The organism is Carnimonas nigrificans ATCC BAA-78, from assembly GCF_000526695.1.
In the GTDB taxonomy this organism is placed as follows: domain Bacteria; phylum Pseudomonadota; class Gammaproteobacteria; order Pseudomonadales; family Halomonadaceae; genus Carnimonas; species Carnimonas nigrificans.
The window spans coordinates 89,571-110,065 of the sequence record NZ_JAGO01000014.1 but is presented as its reverse complement, the minus strand read 5'-3'; the positions used below and the strand labels follow the sequence as shown (position 1 = coordinate 110,065).

General features: G+C 56.0%; 14 protein-coding genes. 3 read left to right on the top strand and 11 right to left on the bottom strand.

Annotation, left to right across the window (positions count from 1 at the left end):
• Positions 1-5 precede the first annotated feature (5 nt).
• Both cysT and cysP read right to left on the bottom strand, forming a co-directional pair.
• The gene (cysT, locus tag L881_RS0109425; RefSeq protein WP_025733453.1) at positions 6-833 is read right to left on the bottom strand and encodes a sulfate ABC transporter permease subunit CysT; all 828 of its coding nucleotides are present in this window, start codon (positions 831-833) and stop codon (positions 6-8) included.
• Entirely contained in the window at positions 830-1,858 is a 1,029-nt protein-coding gene (cysP, locus tag L881_RS0109420; protein ID WP_025733452.1) for a thiosulfate ABC transporter substrate-binding protein CysP, read from the bottom strand. Before cysP ends, cysT begins: the two co-directional genes overlap by 4 nt.
• Before the next feature lie 390 nt (positions 1,859-2,248).
• On the opposite strand from cysP, the gene L881_RS13905 reads away from it, so the two are divergent.
• The gene (locus L881_RS13905; protein ID WP_025733451.1) at positions 2,249-2,470 is read left to right on the top strand and encodes an ABC transporter permease subunit; all 222 of its coding nucleotides are present in this window, start codon (positions 2,249-2,251) and stop codon (positions 2,468-2,470) included.
• Positions 2,471-2,977: 507 nt separating this feature from the next.
• Positions 2,978-4,258: an SLC13 family permease gene (locus L881_RS0109410; RefSeq protein ID WP_025733450.1), complete on the top strand. Its 1,281-nt coding sequence runs from the start codon at positions 2,978-2,980 to the stop codon at positions 4,256-4,258.
• Between the two features lie 345 nt (positions 4,259-4,603).
• On the opposite strand, the gene L881_RS0109405 is transcribed toward L881_RS0109410, so the two are convergent.
• The 3 genes from L881_RS0109405 to L881_RS0109395 form a co-directional block, all read right to left on the bottom strand.
• The gene (locus L881_RS0109405) at positions 4,604-5,803 is read right to left on the bottom strand and encodes an N-acetylmuramoyl-L-alanine amidase (RefSeq protein ID WP_025733449.1); all 1,200 of its coding nucleotides are present in this window, start codon (positions 5,801-5,803) and stop codon (positions 4,604-4,606) included.
• 385 nt (positions 5,804-6,188) lie between these two features.
• Positions 6,189-8,294, bottom strand: a complete 2,106-nt coding sequence (locus L881_RS0109400) for a TonB-dependent receptor plug domain-containing protein (RefSeq protein ID WP_025733448.1) — start codon at positions 8,292-8,294, stop codon at positions 6,189-6,191.
• A gap of 239 nt (positions 8,295-8,533) precedes the next feature.
• Positions 8,534-9,937 (bottom strand): alginate export family protein, encoded by a 1,404-nt coding sequence (locus L881_RS0109395; protein ID WP_025733447.1) that lies wholly within the window; start codon positions 9,935-9,937, stop codon positions 8,534-8,536.
• Between the two features lie 375 nt (positions 9,938-10,312).
• Between L881_RS0109395 and ssuD the strand changes: the two genes are divergently transcribed.
• Positions 10,313-11,482 (top strand): FMNH2-dependent alkanesulfonate monooxygenase, encoded by a 1,170-nt coding sequence (ssuD, locus tag L881_RS0109390; RefSeq protein ID WP_025733446.1) that lies wholly within the window; start codon positions 10,313-10,315, stop codon positions 11,480-11,482.
• A 114-nt stretch (positions 11,483-11,596) separates the two neighbouring features.
• Here ssuD and ilvC read toward each other — a convergent pair whose 3' ends face one another.
• The 6 genes from ilvC to rluD all read right to left on the bottom strand — a co-directional run bounded on the left by ilvC (position 11,597) and on the right by rluD (position 20,349).
• On the bottom strand, positions 11,597-12,613 hold the full coding sequence (ilvC, locus tag L881_RS0109385) for a ketol-acid reductoisomerase (RefSeq protein ID WP_025733445.1): 1,017 nt from the start codon (positions 12,611-12,613) through the stop codon (positions 11,597-11,599).
• Positions 12,614-12,690: 77 nt separating this feature from the next.
• Positions 12,691-13,182, bottom strand: a complete 492-nt coding sequence (gene ilvN / locus L881_RS0109380; RefSeq protein ID WP_025733444.1) for an acetolactate synthase small subunit — start codon at positions 13,180-13,182, stop codon at positions 12,691-12,693.
• Positions 13,182-14,915, bottom strand: a complete 1,734-nt coding sequence (locus L881_RS0109375; RefSeq protein WP_025733443.1) for an acetolactate synthase 3 large subunit — start codon at positions 14,913-14,915, stop codon at positions 13,182-13,184. The genes ilvN and L881_RS0109375 overlap by 1 nt, the downstream gene beginning before the upstream one ends.
• 678 nt (positions 14,916-15,593) lie before the next feature.
• The gene (clpB, locus tag L881_RS0109370) at positions 15,594-18,176 is read right to left on the bottom strand and encodes an ATP-dependent chaperone ClpB (RefSeq protein ID WP_025733442.1); all 2,583 of its coding nucleotides are present in this window, start codon (positions 18,174-18,176) and stop codon (positions 15,594-15,596) included.
• Between the two features lie 331 nt (positions 18,177-18,507).
• Positions 18,508-19,308, bottom strand: a complete 801-nt coding sequence (gene pgeF / locus L881_RS0109365) for a peptidoglycan editing factor PgeF (protein ID WP_025733441.1) — start codon at positions 19,306-19,308, stop codon at positions 18,508-18,510.
• A gap of 87 nt (positions 19,309-19,395) precedes the next feature.
• On the bottom strand, positions 19,396-20,349 hold the full coding sequence (rluD, locus tag L881_RS0109360; protein WP_025733440.1) for a 23S rRNA pseudouridine(1911/1915/1917) synthase RluD: 954 nt from the start codon (positions 20,347-20,349) through the stop codon (positions 19,396-19,398).
• Positions 20,350-20,495: the final 146 nt, after the last annotated feature.

Sequence of the window (20,495 nt, the reverse complement as noted above, 5' to 3'; positions counted from 1 at the left end):
CTCCTTCACACATGTTGGTTACCGTGGATACGGCGGAAGAAGCGCGCCTGATAGATATTGATCACCAGCAGCAGCAACAGTGAGGCGATCAGCACTACCGAAGCAATGGCCGCTGCGGCGGGATAGTCGAATTCCTGCAAACGCGTTACCACCATCAGCGATGTTACTTCGGTCTTGTAGGGCATATTCCCCGCTACAAAAATAACCGCGCCGTACTCTCCGAGACTGCGCGCAAAAGCCAATCCTGTACCCGTCAGCAGCGCTGGCCAGATAAACGGCAGAATAACCCGACGGAACGCATAGGCATTGCTTGCCCCCAACGTAATCGCTGCTTCATCAACACTGGCGGGAAGCTCCTCAAGCACCGGCTGTACCGTTCGCACTACGAAAGGCACGCTGGTAAAGGCCATAGCCACCACAATGCCCAGCCACGAGTACGCTACCTTGAAGCCTAGCCACTGCCCTATCGCCCCTTGCGATGCGTAAAGTGTTGAAATCGTGATACCTGCCACTGCCGTGGGCAGTGCAAAAGGCAAGTCCATCAGCGCATCAAGAATACGTTTCCCTGGGAAGGTGTAGCGCACCAGTACCCAGGCGCACAGCAACCCGAACAGCATATTGAACAGCGAGGCCAGTGCAGCGCTAAGGACCGTAATACGATAGCTGGCGAGGTTGCGCGGATCGGTAATGATTGACCAGTAACGCGCCCAGCTAAGATCCGCCAACTGTCCCACCAGACTGCCCAGTGGCAGCAGCAAAATGATGCTCACATAGACAAGTGCAATACCCAGCGATAGATGGAAGCCGGGTAAAATGCGGCGTGGCTTACTCATTGGCGTTGCAACTGGTCGAGCTTGCCGCCCGAGGCAAAATGGGTGCTGAGAATACTGTCCCAACTACCAAACACATCGCTGATATTGAGCAGGTGGGTATCAGGGAAGCGCCCAGCAATCTGCTTGGCGACCTGTTCATTACGGACGCGATAAAAGTGATCCGCGATGATAGTTTGCGCCTGCGGAGTATAAAGATAGTTGAGGTAGTCCTTGGCCAGCGCCTCAGAGTTATTTTTACGGACACTGGCATCAACCCATGCCACAGGCATTTCCGCGATAACATCCACTTTTGGCACGACTACTTCATACTTGTCGCCATACTGCTTCGCCAGGCTGCGTGCTTCCGATTCAAAGGTAATCAGCGCATCGCCCTGCCCTCGCTCGATAAAGGAAGTCGTCGCACCTCGTCCACCGCTGTCGAGCACCACCGCATTAGCCAGGAAGCGACGCATGAACGCTTCCGTATTGGCTTCATCATTGTGGTTAAGCGCACTCTGCGATGCCCATGCGCCGAGATAGGTGTAGCGCCCGTTACCCGAGGTTTTGGGATTGGGGAAAACCAATTCGACACCCTGCTCGGCAAGATCCTGCCAGCTGGTGAGATGCTTCGGATTTCCCTTGCGGACCAAAAACGCCATGGTCGAATAAAACGGTGAGCTGTGTTCCGGAAGGCGCTGCTGCCAATTGCTATCAATCAAGCCTGCATGAGCAATGACGTCGATGTCACTGGTTTGATTGAAGGTCACTACATCAGCATTTAACCCTTGAATGATCGAACGAGCCTGAGTGGACGAGCCAGCATGAGTTTGCTTGATCACCAGATGATCCTGGTGCTGCTTATCCCACTCGGCGATAAAAGGCTTGTTAAGCGCTGCAAACAGCTCCCGCGCCACATCAAAAGAGGCATTGGTAAGCGTGGTATCCGCTTGTGCTGCGGGCACAACAGCGCCCCCCAGCGCCAATGCCAAAGCCAGCGGCGCAAGGCCATGCAGGCGGGAAACAGTAAACAGCGACGCTTTTTTCATGACTCGCACACCCGATCAATAGCGATAAATAATCATAGAACGGCAGACATTACCTGCCATACGCATGGGTATGCTGAAAGGACAAGGATTCCTGCTCGGCACCCACCGTTGCTACGACTAGGCTATTTAAAGCCATGAGTTATTACAACAAAATTTTATATTCAATAAATGAATATAAAAATATCATTTCGTTTTTAGCATTTCATTTTGAGATAACAAAAATTCTGAATATTCAATTTGGTAATTAAAAGACGCCTATTTCGAATTTCAATAACCGTACCGATATTGCGACACTCGTTTTTCAGAGGCGGCATATTTCCCGCTGGCGTATGTGTGCGAGCAAGCGCTGTGCATTGCCACAACAAAAGCACCAGGCCAGGCAGCACAGGCTTGTTAACCCGCACTGTAGACGGAGTACTACGTGTTGACCGTGCGCGTATTCAAGCCGCACGTAGCCTGGGCGCGAGCCACTATCAGGTGATCTGCTACGTGGTACTGCCGAGTGCCCTCCCCCATATGCTAACGGGGCTACGCATCGCACTGGGCGGGGGCTGGTCTACCCTGGTTGCTGCTGAACTGGTCGCCGCTGATACCTGGCCACCGGTGTGGTAATGGTGGGCATTGTCATTATCGCTATCATTGCACTGGCTAGCGGAATTCATCCTGAGTTTGATCTAACGATACTTCACTGATGGGCAAGCACCACCTCTCCTATTCACAGCGAGCGCAATGGCAGGGAAAGATTCTCTGCCTGCCCCCCCCACTCACCGGAAACGCTCGGGAAGTACATTTTCCCGATTTTCGCCGTTATACATTAGTCGCAACAGCTATCGCATTTTTGCTCCTGCTTCACGCGACAGAGGGCTTTTTTCTCACTCTCTTCCCTTCTACTGTTACCACCTTTTACCGTACTTTTTGCCGACATTCCCCTCCATTTTTCCGTTTATTCCTGGCCGCTGACACCTGATAACGTGTCTCTTAACCCAACCTTGCAAGGTTTTCTTAAGGCGTTGGTAGGGATTGCGCAACCTCTGGCGTTGCACGTACTTTGGTCGTAGGCGCAAGACTTTTTAATAAAATGATAATAATTCCCGACTAGAGCGATGAGGAAGACGTTAGATGGATGTATCGCAGCTCACCTCACTGGTACTGCTGGTGTTGCTTTTGGTGTTGGCAATTTGGCGCAAGATCAATATTGGATTATTAGGACTCGCGGCGGCGGCCGCACTGCTGGTTGTGTCGGGTACCGGTTCCAAGGCTGTTTTCGCCCACTTCCCCGGAGGAATTTTTACCCTGCTGGTAGGCGTGTCACTCCTTTTTGCTCATCTTGAGAAAAGCGGCGGCCTATCGTGGTTTGCGAGCAAGATCTATGACTCTATCGGGGAGCGTACCGCGCTGATCCCGTGGGCGGGCTACGTGCTCGGCGTTGCCATTACTACCGTGGGCGCATTTTCAACGGCGACCATTACCCTGCTGGTGCCCATTATCGCGGCGCTATGCCGCCGTCACCCGCGCATCTTCTTCATCAGTGAGATGGCCGCTATTATCGGTGCCAACACGGCGGGGCTATCCCCCCTTAACCCTACCGGCCAGATTCTGAGCAGCGTTGCCGCCAACAACGGCACCTCTTTCAACGGCTGGACGGTATGGGCGCTGGGAACCGTCATCTCCTTCGTGACCGTGCTGGTGCTTCAACTGATTTTCAGCCCCAAACGGCTGGTAGATGGCAATGCTCAGCAGGTCTCGCAACAGCGCGGCTTTATGCTGATGTATCCAGCCGCCTCGGAAGAGACCGGCATCAAGCTCCAGCCTTTCTACGCACTATGTTCAGCCATTGGCGTACTCGCCTTTGTTGCGCTGGTGATCTTCGCAGGTGCTGATGTCGGTTTCGCTTCGATCTCCATCGCCGTCGTTCTGATGCTGATCTTTCCGGGCAGCAATTCAGGCTTCCTGCACAAGATTCCGTGGAATGCGGTGATTGTGCTGTGCGGCCTGCTGACCTTCATCGGCGCGATGGAGGAAGTAGGCACCATGAAGGCGCTCGAGGAGGGCTTGCTGGCGATGACCCATAACCCCATCGTGCTTATCTTCCTGATGGCTTATCTGACGACTTTCCTCGCCAATGTGGAGGCTTCGACCATTGGCGTTATCAGTTTGATGGCACCGATGGTCTGTACGATTTTTGGCGATTCGCCCTATCTGGCGCTGATTATTGCGGCCATTGCTGCCCCCGCCACCTTGAGCGTTATCAACCCGATCCACGTTGCCGGCACGCTGGTGGTGGGCTATACCGAGGAGCGTCAGCAAAACGCGCTGTTCCGTCGCCTGCTGCTGATTACCGGCTGTATTGTGGTAACGGTGCCAGGAATAGTCGCCGTGCTGCCGTCGGTGGTGCTGTAGGCGTTGCGCCACTAGCGCTTACCGTACAAGAGGCTGGAGCCGTCGCGCTCCAGCGTTCTTCATCACCCATCCCACCTCATCTCACCCCAGCATCACATCTCCCCCCTGCATCACGCCGAAATTATTCCTCCTGCTTCCCTGCATACCGCGTGGCAATGCCCTTCTCTTTCAGTCACAGCGCCTTCCAGCAGCGCGAAAAAACCCAGCAAAGCGCCAGCAGGTTAATAAGGGCATACAGCCCTGCAATCGGGAAAAATAGCCGTTCCGCAAAAATGACAGCGCCCGCCACCGGATATTCGGGACGGGCGCTGTTGTTAAGGCAAGGGTGCGAGACTCTGCCTGGAATTACGCATCCGGCTTATGCGGCGGATGTAGCTGGAAGTAGCGGACGATGCCATCGGCAATCGCCTGTCCCATCCGAGCCTGAAACGCAGGGGATTTCAGATTGGCAAGGCCGGTGGGGCTTGATAGGAAGTCGGTTTCGATCAGCACCGCAGGAATATCAGGCGAACGCAGTACCGCGAAGTTGGCCTTCTCCACCTTGTGGTTGAACATCGAGTTGACCTTGGCAATGCTTCTGACCAAATCCAGCCCTGCCGCCGAGGAGCGCTCCTCCTTGGAGCCGAGACTCAGGTCGATCAGCGTGCGCCGCACGGAGGCCGATTTATCGCTAAGATCAACCGCATCGGCATCGTTAAGCATGGAGGAGTGGTTCTCCTTGCGCGCCATCCAGCTCGCCATGGTCGAGGACGCGCCATGCTCCGACAGCGCAAAGATCAGCGTGCCATGAGCCGAGCGCCCTTTGGCAGCGTTGGCGTGAATCGAGGCGAAAAAGTCAGCATGATGCTTACGCGCCGTATCGACTCGCTCTGGCAAGGTCAGGAAGTAGTCGCCGTCGCGCGTCATGAACGCCTTGAAGCCAGGGTGCTTGTTCAGGCTATTAATTACCTGCCTGGCGATACTGAGCACCACGGTTTTCTCATAGGTGCCGTCGTTCCCTATCGTGCCGGTATCCTTCCCGCCATGGCCCGGGTCAATGGCTACGACAATATCCCGATGGGCTTGGGTCGCACCTTTCGACGCTGTGCGAGCGGCGGTGGGCTGTGCTGCCGTTGAGGTATTGCCAAAAATCACCCTGACATGGCTGCCGGTAGTTTCTATCTTCGGCTGCCCCTGGGGAGCACGGGAGACATCCATCACCAACCGCAGCGTGCCCCCTTTCAGGGTGCCGTAGCGCACGTTGGTGACCCAGTTCTTTCTTAGACTGCCAAAATTGTTGCCTGGCGCCACCTTCGAGGCGGGCAAATCCACCACTACCCGCGACGGGTTAGAGAGGGTAAATACATGCGGTTTGCTGACCGCAGCGCCTGAGGTATCAATTCTGATGCGCTGCTCGGCGCTGCCGTTCACGGAGCTGACGGCACGTACCTGCGCGGCATGGGCGGCCTGAGCCGTGAGAACCAACATCAAAAGAGAGAAAAACAGCAGGCACCAGATAGAGGGCGCGCGCTGCCGTACAGCAGAGAGCGAAGAGTGATAAGACATGCGAATCCGAGAGTTGCTGACCACGGTGTATTGTTGGAGGTGGTGTAGTGTAAGTGCTGAGCAAGAAGGAAGCGAGAGCAGCGCTGATGGCAACAAGCGCCTATTGGCGCGTACAGGGTTGCCGCCGTTAGGCTCGTTGAGCTGATATCAGCCCTTCCTTCCCTCAGCCATCTGCACGACATGTGTGAGACGTCCGCCACCGCTAGTAGTTCCCTTCCATAAAAAGCGAAGGGAGCGTACTTCTTGAGCGTACTTCCTGATGGATTATCGCCCACAAGCGGGCACGTTCTTCCAGAACAAAAAAGCCTACCGTTACCGGTAGGCAAGGTCATCGCAGCCTGGTACGCCTTGATAAATCGCAGAAGGAAGCTGTGCCACACAAGCGTTAGAAATTCATCTGCACGCCGAGCTGGAGGTTACGTCTAGCCGCTGGCGAATACTCACGCAGTACCGAAGAGGCGTAGCGGATTTTGGCATCCGTCAGGTTGCCGCCCTTCAGGAATGCAAACCATTGGGTTGCGCCCACATCGAAATGATAGCCAAGACGAGTATCCAGCCGTGTATAGCCACCGGTGCTCAAACTATCGTCACCGCTGTTGTGCGGTACACGGTGCTGACCGGCAGCGCGCTCCACCGAGACCTGGGCGTCCCACTCGTTGAGCTGCCAATCCAGCGCCGAGCGAAGCCGTAACGGTGCGATACGGGGCAGCGGCTGATGACGTTCGGTGTCTTCTGCATTGGTGTAATCGCCGCCCGCTTCGAAGTGATAAAGCCCTGAGGGGCCATCATATAGCTGCCACTTGCTTTGGGCTTCTACGCCAAAAAAGCGCGCCTTGGTATCAGCGTATTCATAGACCGGCAGCGGGCCATCTTCGCCGGGCTGCTCTTCACCGGTTCCACGCATGCCCAGATAATTGCTGAAATGAGTGTAGAACACTCCGATGCGGCCAGTGTGCTTGCCTGTATCAAACTCCAGCGCGGCATCGGCTGATATCGCCTTCTCGCGACTGGCGTCAGGATTGCCGACTTCATAAGTACCGGTAGCGCCATGCGGGCCATTGGCATAAAGCTCATAGAAGGTGGGCGCACGCTCGGTATAGCTGAGGTTTCCGGTCAGCGACCAGATATCATCCAGCTTGAAGACACTGCCCACCGATAGGCTTGGCGTGACGAAATTGCGGTCGCGGCTCTTGGCGAACTGTTCAGCGCCCTGCACCTCGGGGCTTAGGCGAGTGTAGTCAAGGCGCGCGCCAAAGTTGAGATCCAGCCGCGGAGTGACCTGCCACTTTTCCAGCGCAAAGAGCGCGTACTTGTCGGTATCGGTTTGAGGAATAAAGCCCTCCTCGCCCAGCGCAGAGAAGCGGCTATGCGAGAACTCGGTGCCCACCACCCCATCCAGAGGCCCCAGCGCGGCGTGGTGCGCTTCGATACGTGCATCAACGCCACGGTTTTTGAAGGTGGTGCCAACTTCACCATCCTCGATTTCACTGTGCTTGTAGCGGGTATAGCTGGCCTGCGCCTTCACGGAGGTAAAAGGCCCTTCCAGATCGCGGACTTCACTGTCGAAATGGTAATTGTCCTGCTGCATATCCAGCCGCGCATCCGGCTCGGCCACGGAGCCATAGTTGGAGCGGTAGCGATTATAGGAGAAGCCAGCGTAACCGTGATCCCACGCATAGGAGCTGCCGATGGTCGCCGAATCCGCACGGCCGTCACTGTTTGTCAGACGACCACTCTCATCGCTGTGATCGTCATCAGGATTTTCCTGCCGAAAGCGCTTGGTCGCCGCGTGGCCGGGAATGCGCAAGCGCTGAAAGGAGCGTGACGAGCCATCGACATGCAGGTTGAAGCCGTCGTGCCCCGCATTGAGCGCGGCCCCCGCGTGACGATCATTATTGGCCGTGGAGAAGCCGCTTTCGACCTTGCCACTGATACCTTCCAGCGCCTCTCTGGGAATACGGCCATCAATGGTATTCACCACACCGCCAATGGCATTACCGCCATAAAGCAGCGCTGAAGGCCCGCGCAGCACCTCTACGCGATCCAGCCCCATCGGGTCTTCTGGCACCGCATGGTCCTGCGACAATGACGACGCATCGAACGACTCGGTGCCGTTACGCAGAATACGAATACGATCACCATCCATACCACGAATGATTGGGCGGCTGGCAAAAGGCCCGAAGTAGCTCGATGACACGCCGGGCAAACCGTTCAGCGTTTCGCCCAAACTGGCCTGTTGGCGGTAGTTGAGCTCATCCCCTGTCACCACAGAGCTTGGCGACGAAAGACGCGAGCTGGCAAACGGATTCGCAGTGACCTGGATTTCCGGCAGCCGCGTTGCCTGTTGCTGACGTGGCGTAGTATCCCCTTCTTGCGAAGCGCTGGCGTTGTCAGGCGCGGGGCTTTGCGCCACTGCCGCCAGCGGATAGGCCACCATCAGCGCCGCCGCCAGACGTGGGCGCGACAAGGCGCGGAAGGAAAGAAACAGCATGGGAAGTTCCTCTTGCAATACGGATGGAGTGAGTATTTTTTATTTTTGTTATGTTATACCATTTCTTTTTAGGAATGAAGACGGAAAACGAGACTTCCGATACTTACGCTATTCCTGGCGCCATCCTTGCCGCGCCCAAGATTCCATCCGCCCCCCCTGCGCCATAAAAAAAGCACCCCAAGGGCGATGCCTTGAGGTGCCTTTTCATCACAGCAGCGCTGCGTTGCTGCAAGCCTGGGTTAGAACGCGTAGGTAGCAAACACCTGAGCGATCTGGCTGTTCTTCTTGCGTCCGTACTCCGCTTTCGCTGCATCGTCAGGGAAGGCGATGCCATATACCGTGGAGAGCGTGAAGTGGTCGGAGAGAGTCCAGTCAGCGTAGAGGTTAACTTCTTTAGAGAAGTTTTTGCTGCCGCTGCCGGTCGATTTATTACGGCGGAAGCTGTAGCCGATCAAACCGGTTTCAACGAAATCAGCGGGCTGCACCGCCACTTTCAGCATATCAATATTCATGTTGTTGTTAGAGATATGGTATTCGCCGGCGATCTCACCGTAGTACCAGCTACCCCAGCCGCCAGCAAAGGAGTTGTACATCGAGTCATAGTTTTCACCATACTCGGCGCGGCGATATGAAATAACCGGATGCCAGGGAGTGTCCTGGAACGCATAGCTTGCCTGCCCATACCAGGCGTGGCCGTTGCCGCCATGATCGCGGTCTTCCCACGCGTACTGGCCGCCCAGAGAAAAGCCTGGCAGTGCTTCAAAGGGTATCCCTTTGGCGCGCACGTTGTAGACGTCCATACCATTACGCGAGCGGTCCCAGGAGTTGTAGGCGTGCACATAGGCAGCACCAAACTGGGCGCGATCATTCAGGGTATAGTCAACATTCAGACCATTGAGAGAAGTGTTCTGATATTCACCGTAATTGCCTTGCAGCAGGTTATATTCGCTGGCCTTCAGGTGAAACAGGTCAGCGTGCCAGCCGTGGCTATCAAACGATAGCACCGCGCTCGAATGGAAACCGTGGCTTGGCCCGATGTAATAACCGCCATACTTACCTTGCTCGGTGAAACCATCGCCGATCAGGAAACCATCGCCAAACTGGAATGACTGACGGCCAAACGAGAAGGTAAAGGCATTCTCACCGAGGCTATCGGCAAACAGGTCACCACTGCGCCATCCAAGGTAGGCGTTATCCAGCCTGAAGTGCTCAGGATGATCTGGCGTCGAGCCAGCAGGATCGCCGTCACCATTACCACGGGTCATGGTATAGAACGCGGTAACACCACCGAATAGCGTGCCTGCATTATCGGGCAGGTCATATTCAGCCGTCATCGAAGGGGCGGCCGTCGCTTCCCACCAGGCGGGACTTTTATGGCTGTTGCCGGTACGGCTGCCGTAGTTGATGTTATGAGTGCCGGCAGCGAAGCCCATTAATGAGAAGCCACCATTCAGACGAACCCCCTGCGAAGGGTTGTCGTAAATCACATGATTGGCAGGAGACTCAATAATGCCGTCCTTGGTAAGCCCTACGTCAGTAATTTCAGCCGCTTGAGCCGAGATGGAAAACAGTACCCCTGCGGTACTCCCACCCAAAATAAGCGACGCCGTGCGGACGCCGCTTTTATATAAAAGAGTTGTCATTGTGTCCCTTAACAATTTATGTAGAAAAAAACACGCCACTATCTTAATGATGTAGCAACAATAGTAAATCCTCAGCATATTGATAGAGCGGTTAAAACTTCCTACATATATAAGGAGTAAGCACCGCAATCAGCGCAATTGTCCCATTTTCAACACCAGAACGCGCACACTGTCGTTTTTTCAACAACATCAGCGTTACGTCCTCCCCGCCCTTGCGCAGGCAAGCCGGATACAGGGTGATGGCATACCTTTTGCCTGACCTTTCATGTTTAACGCGCCGCTGCATACGTTTTGCCTGCACGCCACGTCAACGACTGGCACGCCCCAGACACGTCGCTCAGGCGTCATTTCTACGACAGGAGATACGTACTTACCATGGCTGTTGATACTCAAGCGCTCGATTTTTTATGGTTTATTCCCTCTTCAGGCGATGGTGCCTATCTAGGCTCAGACCGGCGTGTACGCGCTCCAGATCCTGATTATTTCAGCGAACTGGCCCAGGCCGTTGACCGGCTTGGCTACTCAGGGGTACTGATTCCTACCGGAGCAGCCTGCGAGGAGTCTTTCGTGCTTGCCTCGCATCTCGCTGCACGCACCAAACGGCTCAAGTTTCTGGTCGCTATTCGCCCTGGCACCGCCTCACCTTCCTACTATGCGCGACTCGCTTCGACCCTCGACCGTTTTTCACGCGGCAGGCTGCTGCTTAATATCGTGGTGGGAGGAAATGCTGCGGAGCTGGCGGGCGATGGTGTCTTCCTTCCCCATGATGAACGCTACGCCCATGCAGAGGAGTTTTTTCAGGTATTCACGCCGCTGATTGAAACCGGGCATGCTCATCTTGATGGCAAATACATCAAGGCGCACAACGCCAGACTCAGCCTGCCGCCGGTACAGGAGCCGCGCCCGCCCATTTACTTTGGTGGCTCGTCGGATGCTGCTATCGACTTCTCGGCGGGCTTCGTCGATAAGTACCTGACGTGGGGCGAACCTCCCGAGCAGGTGAAAAAGAAAATCGAGCGGGTCAAGGCCGCCGCTGCCAAGAAAGGCCATACGGTAACCTTCGGCATCAGGCTGCATTTTATTGTGCGAGAAACCGACGAAGAGGCATGGGCGGCAGCAAATAAGCTGATTGAACATCTTGATGATGAGACTATCGAGAACGCTCAAAAGGCACTGCGTGCCGCCTCTGACTCCGTTGGTCAACAACGCATGTTTGCACTGCATAACGGGCGTCGCGATGCGTTGGAGGTCTCCCCCAATCTGTGGGCAGGAATCGGGCTGGTACGCTCAGGCGCAGGAACGGCGCTGGTTGGCTCCCCCGCTACGGTGGCCGAACGGCTGCGCGAATATCAGGCGCTTGGCATTGATACCGTGATCGGCTCCGGCTATCCCCACCTCGAAGAGGCCTACCGCGTTGCCGAGCTGCTCTTTCCGGAACTGGGCATCGACTCCCCGCGCGATCGCCTTCGCTCTTCCTTCGGTGAAAAGAGCGTATTCGGCGGTGGCGGTCATGGCGGTAACGTAAAACATCAATCAGCCTCGTAGCGGCCTGATGATGCACACCGAAAAGAACGTACCGACAAAACGAAAAAACCGGCGCCCAAGAGCGCCGGTTTCATTTGCTGACTTTCGACAGCTACCTATTTTGCTACAGGCAGCTTAGTTCTTTTCCTTGTCGACCAGCTTGTTGGCAGCGATCCACGGCATCATTGCGCGCAGTTTGCTGCCAGTCTCTTCGATCTGATGCTCAGCACCGAGACGACGCTTGGCTTTCAGAGTGGTGAAGCCAGCCTGGTTGTCGAGGATGAAGTCCTTGGCAAATTCGCCGGTCTGGATATCTTTCAAGATCTGACGCATGGCGTTTTTGGTGTCGTCAGTGATGATCTTCGGACCGGTGATGTAATCGCCGTATTCCGCTGTGTTGGAGATCGAGTAGCGCATGTTGGCCATGCCGCCTTCATAGATCAGATCAACAATCAGTTTCATCTCATGCAGACACTCGAAGTAGGCCATTTCAGGTGCATAGCCTGCTTCTACCAGAGTTTCGAAACCGGCCTGAATCAGCGCGGTAACGCCGCCGCAGAGTACTGCCTGCTCACCGAACAGGTCAGTTTCGGTCTCTTCACGGAAAGAAGTCTGGATAACACCGGAACGACCGCCGCCTACAGCGCTGGCGTAGGAGAGAGCGATTTCCTTGGCCTGACCGGAGTTGTCCTGGCCGATGGCGATCAGACAGGGAGTGCCGCCACCTTCAACGAAGGTCGAGCGAACAGTGTGGCCCGGCGCTTTCGGTGCAATCATGATGACGTCGATATCATCACGCGCTTCAATCTGCTTGAAGTGAATGTTGAAGCCGTGGGCAAATGCCAGTGCCGCGCCTTCTTTCAGGTTAGGCTCAACATCACGGTAGTAGATCTGCTTCTGAAGTTCGTCAGGAGCAAGAATCATGACTACGTCGGCGCCTTTTACAGCGTCAGCGACTTCAGCCACTTTCAGACCGGCTTTCTCGGCCTTGGCCCAGGAAGAAGAGCCTTTACGCAGAGCGACGGTCACTTCAACGCCAGACTCTTTAAGGTTGTTCGCGTGAGCGTGGCCCTGGGAACCGTAGCCGAGAATGGTGACTTTCTTGCCCTGGATCAAAGAAAGGTCGCAATCCTTGTCGTAATACACCTGCATGTCATTCACCTTTTTGCGTTAACCACTTAATCGAATCAAGTTCATTACTGGCGCCCATTGGGCACCGATGGTGCTGTTTATACGCTGAGGGTCTTCTCGCCGCGGGCAATGCCAGACACTCCCGTACGCGCCACCTCAAGTATCGACGATGGGCCAAGAGCCTGTAGAAAACCGTCGAGTTTTCCCGCATCACCGGCAATTTGCACGGTATAGATGCTCGGCGTTATATCGACGATCTGGGCACGGAAAATCTCTGCCGTGCGCTTGATCTCTTCACGGGCGTCGCCCACTGCCTTCAGTTTGACCAGCATCAGTTCGCGTTCGACATGATCGCCTTCGGTCAAATCCACCAGTTTCACCACATCAATCAATCTATTGAGGTGCTTGGTGATCTGCTCAATGATGCGTTCGTCACCGAACGTCGTTACCGTGAGCCGCGACAGCGACTCATCTTCGGTAGGCGCAACGTTCAATGTTTCAATGTTGAAGTTGCGCTGTGAAAATAGCCCTACGACACGCGAGAGTGCGCCGGGCTCGTTCTCCAGCAGAATCGAGATGATATGGCGCATCAGGTTCTCTCCGTCTTGGACAGCAGCATGTCGTTCATCGCCCCGTTGGGTACCTGCATCGGGTAGACGTGTTCGCGTGGATCGACCTGTACATCAAGAAATACCAGTTCGCTGCGATCGGCAAAGGTTTCTGCCAGCGCGCCTTCGAGCTGTTCGGCCTTGTCAACGCTCAGCGCCTTGAAGCCGTAAGCCTTGAACAAGGTAGTGAAATCAGGCAGTGACTCTACATAGGAGTGCGCGTGGCGCGCCTTGTAGTTGAGATCCTGCCACTGCCGCACCATGCCCAGCGAATGGTTGTTCAGGTTGATGATTTTCACCCCGATACCGAACTGCTTACAGGTAGACAGCTCCTGCATCATCATCTGGAAGCTGCCTTCACCGGTAAAGAGCACTACCTGCTCGTTGGGGTGGTTCAGTTTTACCCCCATCGCCGCAGGCAGGCCGAAGCCCATGGTGCCAAGGCCACCCGACGTAATCAGCCGGTGCGGCTTGTCGAACTTGTAGTACTGGGCCGCAAACATCTGATGCTGCCCAACGTCGGTTGCCACAAACGCATCGCCATTGGTCGCACGGTAAACGGCTTCGACCACCTCTTCGGGCTTCAGCAGCTCACCGGGAGCGGAAGGCTCGTAAAGCTTGCCATCACGACTGGCGCGCCACTCATCAATGCGCTTCCACCAGCCACTTAGCTGCTCATCACGCTGAGCCGTATCAACGCCTCGTTCGCTCAGCAAACCAAGCATTTCATTGAGTACGCTGGAGGCTGCACCCACGATAGGCACATCCGCAGTGATGGTTTTCGAAATGGAGCTGGGGTCGATATCGACGTGAATGATTTTGGCCGTGGGACAGAACTTCGCGACGTTATTGGTCACGCGGTCATCGAAACGCGCGCCCACGCAGAAGATCAGGTCGGAATTATGCATCGCCTGGTTGGCAACGAAACTGCCGTGCATGCCGGGCCAGCCAAGGCTCTGGCGATCCGTCTGTGGGAAGGCACCGATTCCCATCAGGGAAGTCACCACTGGCAGATCAAGACGCCGCGCCAGGTCAGTCAGTGCCTCGCTGGCGTGCCCGGTAATGATACCGCCGCCCGCGAATACCACCGGACGCTGGGCGCTGGTGATCAAATCAACCGCTTTCTTGATCTGACCGGCATGGCCGCGTGCAGGAGGCGCATAGGAACGCAGCTTGACCTTCTTCGGATAGCTGTATTCATGGCGCTCGTTGGGCGAGGTCATATCCTTCGGAATATCCACGACCACTGGGCCGGGGCGTCCTGAAGCGGCAATATAAAACGCCTTTTTCAACACCGTCGGAATGTCGGAAGGATGCTTGATGGTAAAGCTGTGCTTCACAATCGGACGTGTGACGCCAACGATGTCGGTTTCCTGAAAGGCATCTTCGCCGATCAAATGGCTGGCTACCTGGCCGCATAGCACGACCATCGGAATCGAATCCATGTAGGCCGTTGCAATGCCGGTCACTGCATTGGTTGCGCCGGGGCCGGAAGTAACCAGCACCACGCCGGGCTTGCCGGTAGAGCGCGCATAGCCATCAGCCATGTGAGTGGCGGCCTGCTCGTGACGAACCAGAATATGTTTGACGGCATCCTGACGGAACAGCGCGTCGTAAATATGCAGCGCCGCGCCACCGGGATAGCCATAGATGTGTTCGACGCCTTCATCTGCCAGAAAGCGTGCGATCATGTCTGCGCCGGAAAGGAGTTCCACGGTAAATCCTCTTAGGTCTCGATATCGGTCACAGTGCAATACGCACTGGAGCTCGAGGGCGGTTATTCGCCTGTTCGACCGCCCGCGGCGGCGAACACCTGACGGCCTGAGTGCTAAAGTGCCCCACTGGGGCGCTGAAAGCATGTTGGCGGGACCGGGAGCAGCAGCGAGAGTGCCTCCTCGCTTCACTGCTTCCCACGACCGGATAAGGTCAGCCCAAAGGGGGTATCACGACTGACAGCACAAGGGGTGGCCTGTTTGCCAGCGGGTCCAGAACGAGTATGCAATAGGTGAATTGCGATGCACTATGGGAGTTGGGTGCCTCCACAGAAAGTGCCCCGTCATCAGGGAAGTATAGATTGGGCGCTTTCACACCCCTTGTCAACATATAGCGCACAAAAGTTTTATTAGAGATATTTATGCCCGAAAACTCGCAAACCAAAGCAATAAAATCACAATAATTCAGGTGTTAATGAAAGCATAGCGCATCATGCCACCCTTCTCTCTCGCCGCGTAGCCCTCTGCCTGACGGGCAGTAGAACGTCTTCTCCATTATGAATTTAGGGCTGAATCACGAGCGGTATCCCCCGCCCGTCCCCATCAATAACGCTTCTGACAAGGCAAAAAAATCCCCCGCAGGCAGCACCTGCGAGGGATGTTGTTTTCCAACGGGGCAGATTAACTCAGCGCCAGCTCTCCTTCCGCTGCATCCACCTTAACGGTATCACCCGGGCCATAGCGGCCAGCCAGCAGCTCCTGCGCCAGCGGATTCTCAAGCCGCGTCTGAATGGCGCGTTTCAGGGGGCGGGCGCCAAACACCGGATCGAAGCCCACCACCGCAAGCTGCGCCAACGCTGCATCGCTGACTTCCAGACCAATCTCGCGCTCAGCCAGCCGTGCCCGCAGCCGGTCGAGCTGAATCGAGGCAATACGCTGAATCTGATCCTGCCCGAGCGGATGGAAGACCACCACTTCGTCGATACGGTTGATGACTTCAGGGCGGAAGTGCATGCCCACCACCTCCATCACAGCCCCTTTCATCTCATCGTATTTATCCGCTTCACCGCCATATTGCTGGATGACATCGGACCCCAGGTTGGAGGTCATCACCACAACCGTGTTGCGGAAATCAACGGTACGCCCCTGTCCATCGGTCAGGCGCCCATCTTCAAGTACCTGCAATAGAATATTGAAGACATCGGGATGCGCCTTCTCCACCTCGTCGAGCAGCACGACCGAGTAAGGCTTGCGACGCACCGCTTCGGTCAAGTAGCCCCCTTCTTCATAACCCACATAGCCGGGAGGCGCGCCGATCAAGCGGGCGACCGAATGTTTCTCCATGAATTCCGACATATCAATGCGCACCATCGCCTCTTCGGTATCAAAGAGGAAGGTTGCCAGCGCCTTGCACAGCTCGGTTTTACCCACCCCGGTCGGGCCGAGGAACAGGAACGAACCGTTGGGCCGATTGGGGTCACCAATACCAGCACGCGAACGGCGCACTGCGTTGGAGACGGCATCCACGGCTTCATGCTGACCGATCACCCGCTCATGCAGCGCGTCTTCCATGCGCAGTAGTTTATCGCGTTCGCCTTCCAGCATTTTCGATACCGGAATGCCGGTCCAGCGCGACACCACTTCGGCGATCTCTTCTTCGGTGACGTTGGCACGCAGCAGCTTGAGCGGTGCCTGGTCAGCTTCCGCAGTTTCGTTGGCCTGCGCGATCTTTTCTTCCAGTTGAGGAATCACGCCATATTGCAGCTCGGACATTTTGCCCAGATCGCCCGCGCGACGTGCGGCCTCCAGCTCGGTACGCGCCTGCTCAAGCTCGGTCTTGAACTGGGCAGCGCCTTCCAGGCTGGCTTTTTCCGACTTCCACAGCTCTTCAAGATCGGCGAACTCTTTTTCCAGCACCTGAATCTGCTCTTCCAGCGAATCGAGGCGTTTACGAGTCGCGTCATCAGTCTCTTTCTTGAGCGCTTCACGTTCGATTTTCAACTGAATCAGGCGACGTTCGAGCTTGTCCATCGACTCGGGCTTGGAATCCATCTCCATGCGAATGCGAGAGGCTGCTTCATCAATCAGATCAATCGCCTTATCGGGCAACTGACGATCGGGGATATAGCGTGTCGACAGCTTGGCAGCGGCGATAATGGCACCGTCGGTAATCTGTACCCCGTGATGCACTTCATAGCGCTCTTTCAGGCCACGCAGAATCGCGATGGTGTCCTCTTCGCTCGGCTCATCGACCAGCACCTTCTGAAAACGGCGCTCCAGTGCAGCATCCTTTTCAATGTACTGGCGATATTCATCGAGCGTGGTCGCGCCAACACAATGCAGCTCACCGCGCGCCAGCGCAGGTTTCAGCATATTGCCTGCGTCCATGGCGCCATCCGCCTTGCCCGCACCGACCATGGTATGAATTTCGTCAATGAACAGAATGACGCGCCCTTCTTCCTTGGCCAGCTCATTCAGCACCGATTTCAGACGCTCTTCGAAATCACCACGGAATTTGGCCCCTGCCAGCAAAGCGCCGAGATCAAGCGCGAGCACACGCTTGTCTTTCAGCGACTCAGGCACTTCACCATTGACGATACGCTGCGCCAACCCTTCCACAATGGCGGTCTTACCCACCCCCGGCTCACCGATCAGCACCGGGTTGTTTTTGGTACGGCGCTGCAATACCTGAATTGCACGGCGAATTTCATCGTCACGCCCAATCACCGGGTCGAGCTTGCCGCTGCGCGCGCGCTCGGTCAGATCCTGAGTGTACTTGTCGAGTGCTTCGCGTTTTTCTTCCGCTTGAGCGTCATTCACAGAAGCTCCTCCTCGTAATCCATCGACTGCCGCCCGCGCGCTCTGCGCCGTGACACCAGCGCTCTTCAGCGCCTTGCCCACATCGCCCCCCGCTTCTACGGCGGCAATAAGCACCAGTTCAGTAGCCAGATATTCATCGCCGCGTGTTTGCGCCTCGCGGTCTGCCAGATTCAGCAACTTAGCCAACCCCTGCCCCATACCAACGTTGCCATCAAACTGCGACATCGACGGCAGGTTTTCGACCTGCTGCTTAAGCTGTTCTTTCAAACGATCAACATCACCACCGGCTTTCTGCACCAGCGCACGAAAGCCGCCATCGCGATCATCCAGCAGCGCTACCAGCAGGTGGGCAGGCTGAAGTTCATTCTGTGACTGACCAACGGCAAGGGACTGCGCATCAGCCAAAGCATTTTGCAGCTTACTGGTCAAACGATCCATTCGCATAGACAAGCTCTCCTGTGCACTTCGCAGCAAGCTGTCAGATTGCTTCGCCGGAAGGTAAATATCGGGGCTGCTCACATCATGCAGCAGCGTTATCTGAAAGAATAGATGGTGTTGACCGGGCGAGGTTCAAGAGCAAAAAGAAAAGTTATCCACTATTTTCATGTTAAATATGGAAGAAAAACCAGCTACGCCAAACACCGGAAAACTTCATCAGGAATAACAAAGAAATGACGCTATCAAGCGCGGGAAGAAAGAGAGCTGTAGCGAGCGCATGGTGAAGTGGCCCTTGTCTACCATAACCATTGCCCGCTAACAGGAAGCGTCGGGTGCGTTAACCACGCAGCCAGATAACGCTAGCCATTCGGCCAGTAACGCCGTCGCTTTCACGGTAGGAGTAGAAACGCTTGTCGGAAGCGGTACAGAACAATCCGCCACTGACGTTCCTGACGCCACAGCGCTTAAGCCGTAGCTGCGCCAACTGATAAAGATCAGCCATATAGTGGCCCAGTCGATAGGGGCTGTGTTCAAACGCGGTTTCATCTTCAGGATGAGCCGAGACAAAGCGGTCGAACACGTCCTGGCCCACCTCAAACTGCGCGCTGGAGATGGCTGGCCCCATCCAGGCCATCACGTCATGGGCAGGACAATCCAGCGCTGCAACCGTGCGCTCGAGTACACCTTCCGCCAGCCCACGCCAGCCCGCATGCGCAACCGCCACCCGAGTCCCCGCGTTATCACAGAAGAACACCGGCAGACAGTCAGCGGTCAGCACCACACACGCGTAGTCGCGATTGAAGGCTACCGACGCATCGGCATCAGGCACTTCTCCTGCGGTGGGCAGTGATGTCTGCACCTGAGTACCATGCACCTGATTCAGCCACAGCAGCGGACGTTGGTCACCAATCCGCGCCGATAGCCAGCGCCGACAGCGGCTGACCATGGCGGGATTATCACCGACATGCGCAGCGGTATTGAACGCATCGAAGGGCGCCTGACTGGGGCCGGTTTCACGGGTGGTCACCAGCGCCCGCACCGAGGCCGGCGCTGGCCAGTCAGGTACCAGCCAATGGGGCTGTGGCATACCATCAAGGTCCAGAGAACGGTGCGAATTATCATCGTGAGCGTGTGTCATGCACGTTTCTCGTCAGCAAATAGCGAAAGAATACGGAGAGCGCTACCACTGTAGCGGCTCACGCCGCCACAATGCCTGGCGTCCATTCTATTCGTTGGCATCGGCACGCAGCTCAGCCAAAAGAGTGCTCATATCATCAGGAAGCGGCGCTTCAAAACGCATCCGCTGACCGCTTTCCGGATGTTCCAGCACCAGCCGGTGAGCGTGCAGCGCCTGACGTGGAAATTCAGTAAGCTCGCGCTTTAGCGTTTCATCTGCTCCGGCAGGCAGCTTGAGCCGACCGCCATAGACAGGGTCGCCCACCAGCGGCAGCTTCTGGTGCGCCATATGCACGCGAATCTGATGGGTGCGGCCAGTTTCCAGCGAGCAGCGTATCAGGGTGTGGGCACGAAAGCGTTCAAGCACGCGATAGTGTGTAACGGCTCGCTTGCCGCCCTGCACCACCGCCTGCCGCTTGCGATCCTTGGGATGACGGCCCAGAGGCGCATCCACGCGACCGCCGCTAATCGGCACACCCACCACCACAGCGTCGTACTCGCGCGCCACACTGTGATCTTTCAGTTGTTCGATCAACGAGCGCTGCGCCAGCAGCGACTTCGCCACCACCATCAGCCCACTGGTGTCTTTATCCAGGCGATGCACAATGCCGGCCCGCGCCAGATTGATCAGCGCCGGTTGGTGATGCAGCAGCGCATTCAATAGCGTACCGTCAGGATTGCCGGCAGCAGGATGCACCACGATACCCGCCGGTTTATTTAGTACCAGAAGGTGATCGTCTTCATAAACGATGGTGAGCGGAATATCTTCAGCCTGCCATTCACCGGCTGGCTCGACTTCTGCCTCCAGCGAAAGGCGCTGCCCCGCCGCTACCTTAACCTTCGGTTTGGCTATTTCACCATCAAGGCGAAGCTGCCCGGATTCGATCCAGTGCTTGAGTTTTTCGCGTGACCAATCAGCAAACAAACGCGCTGCGGCCTGGTCAAAACGCAGGCCGTGCAGGGTCTCTGGCACGCTATGATGCTGATCTATTTGTTCTGGCATGACTAACAGCTCCGCTGCTTTACGCAGGTTCCAGTAAGAGTTTCACCGTCCTGATAGTGTCATAACTCGCGCTGGTGATTTATAGTGAAGCGGATTTTTGTCTCTACAGCTATGGCATTTTGGCATGCTATGCTGACGGGACGCTA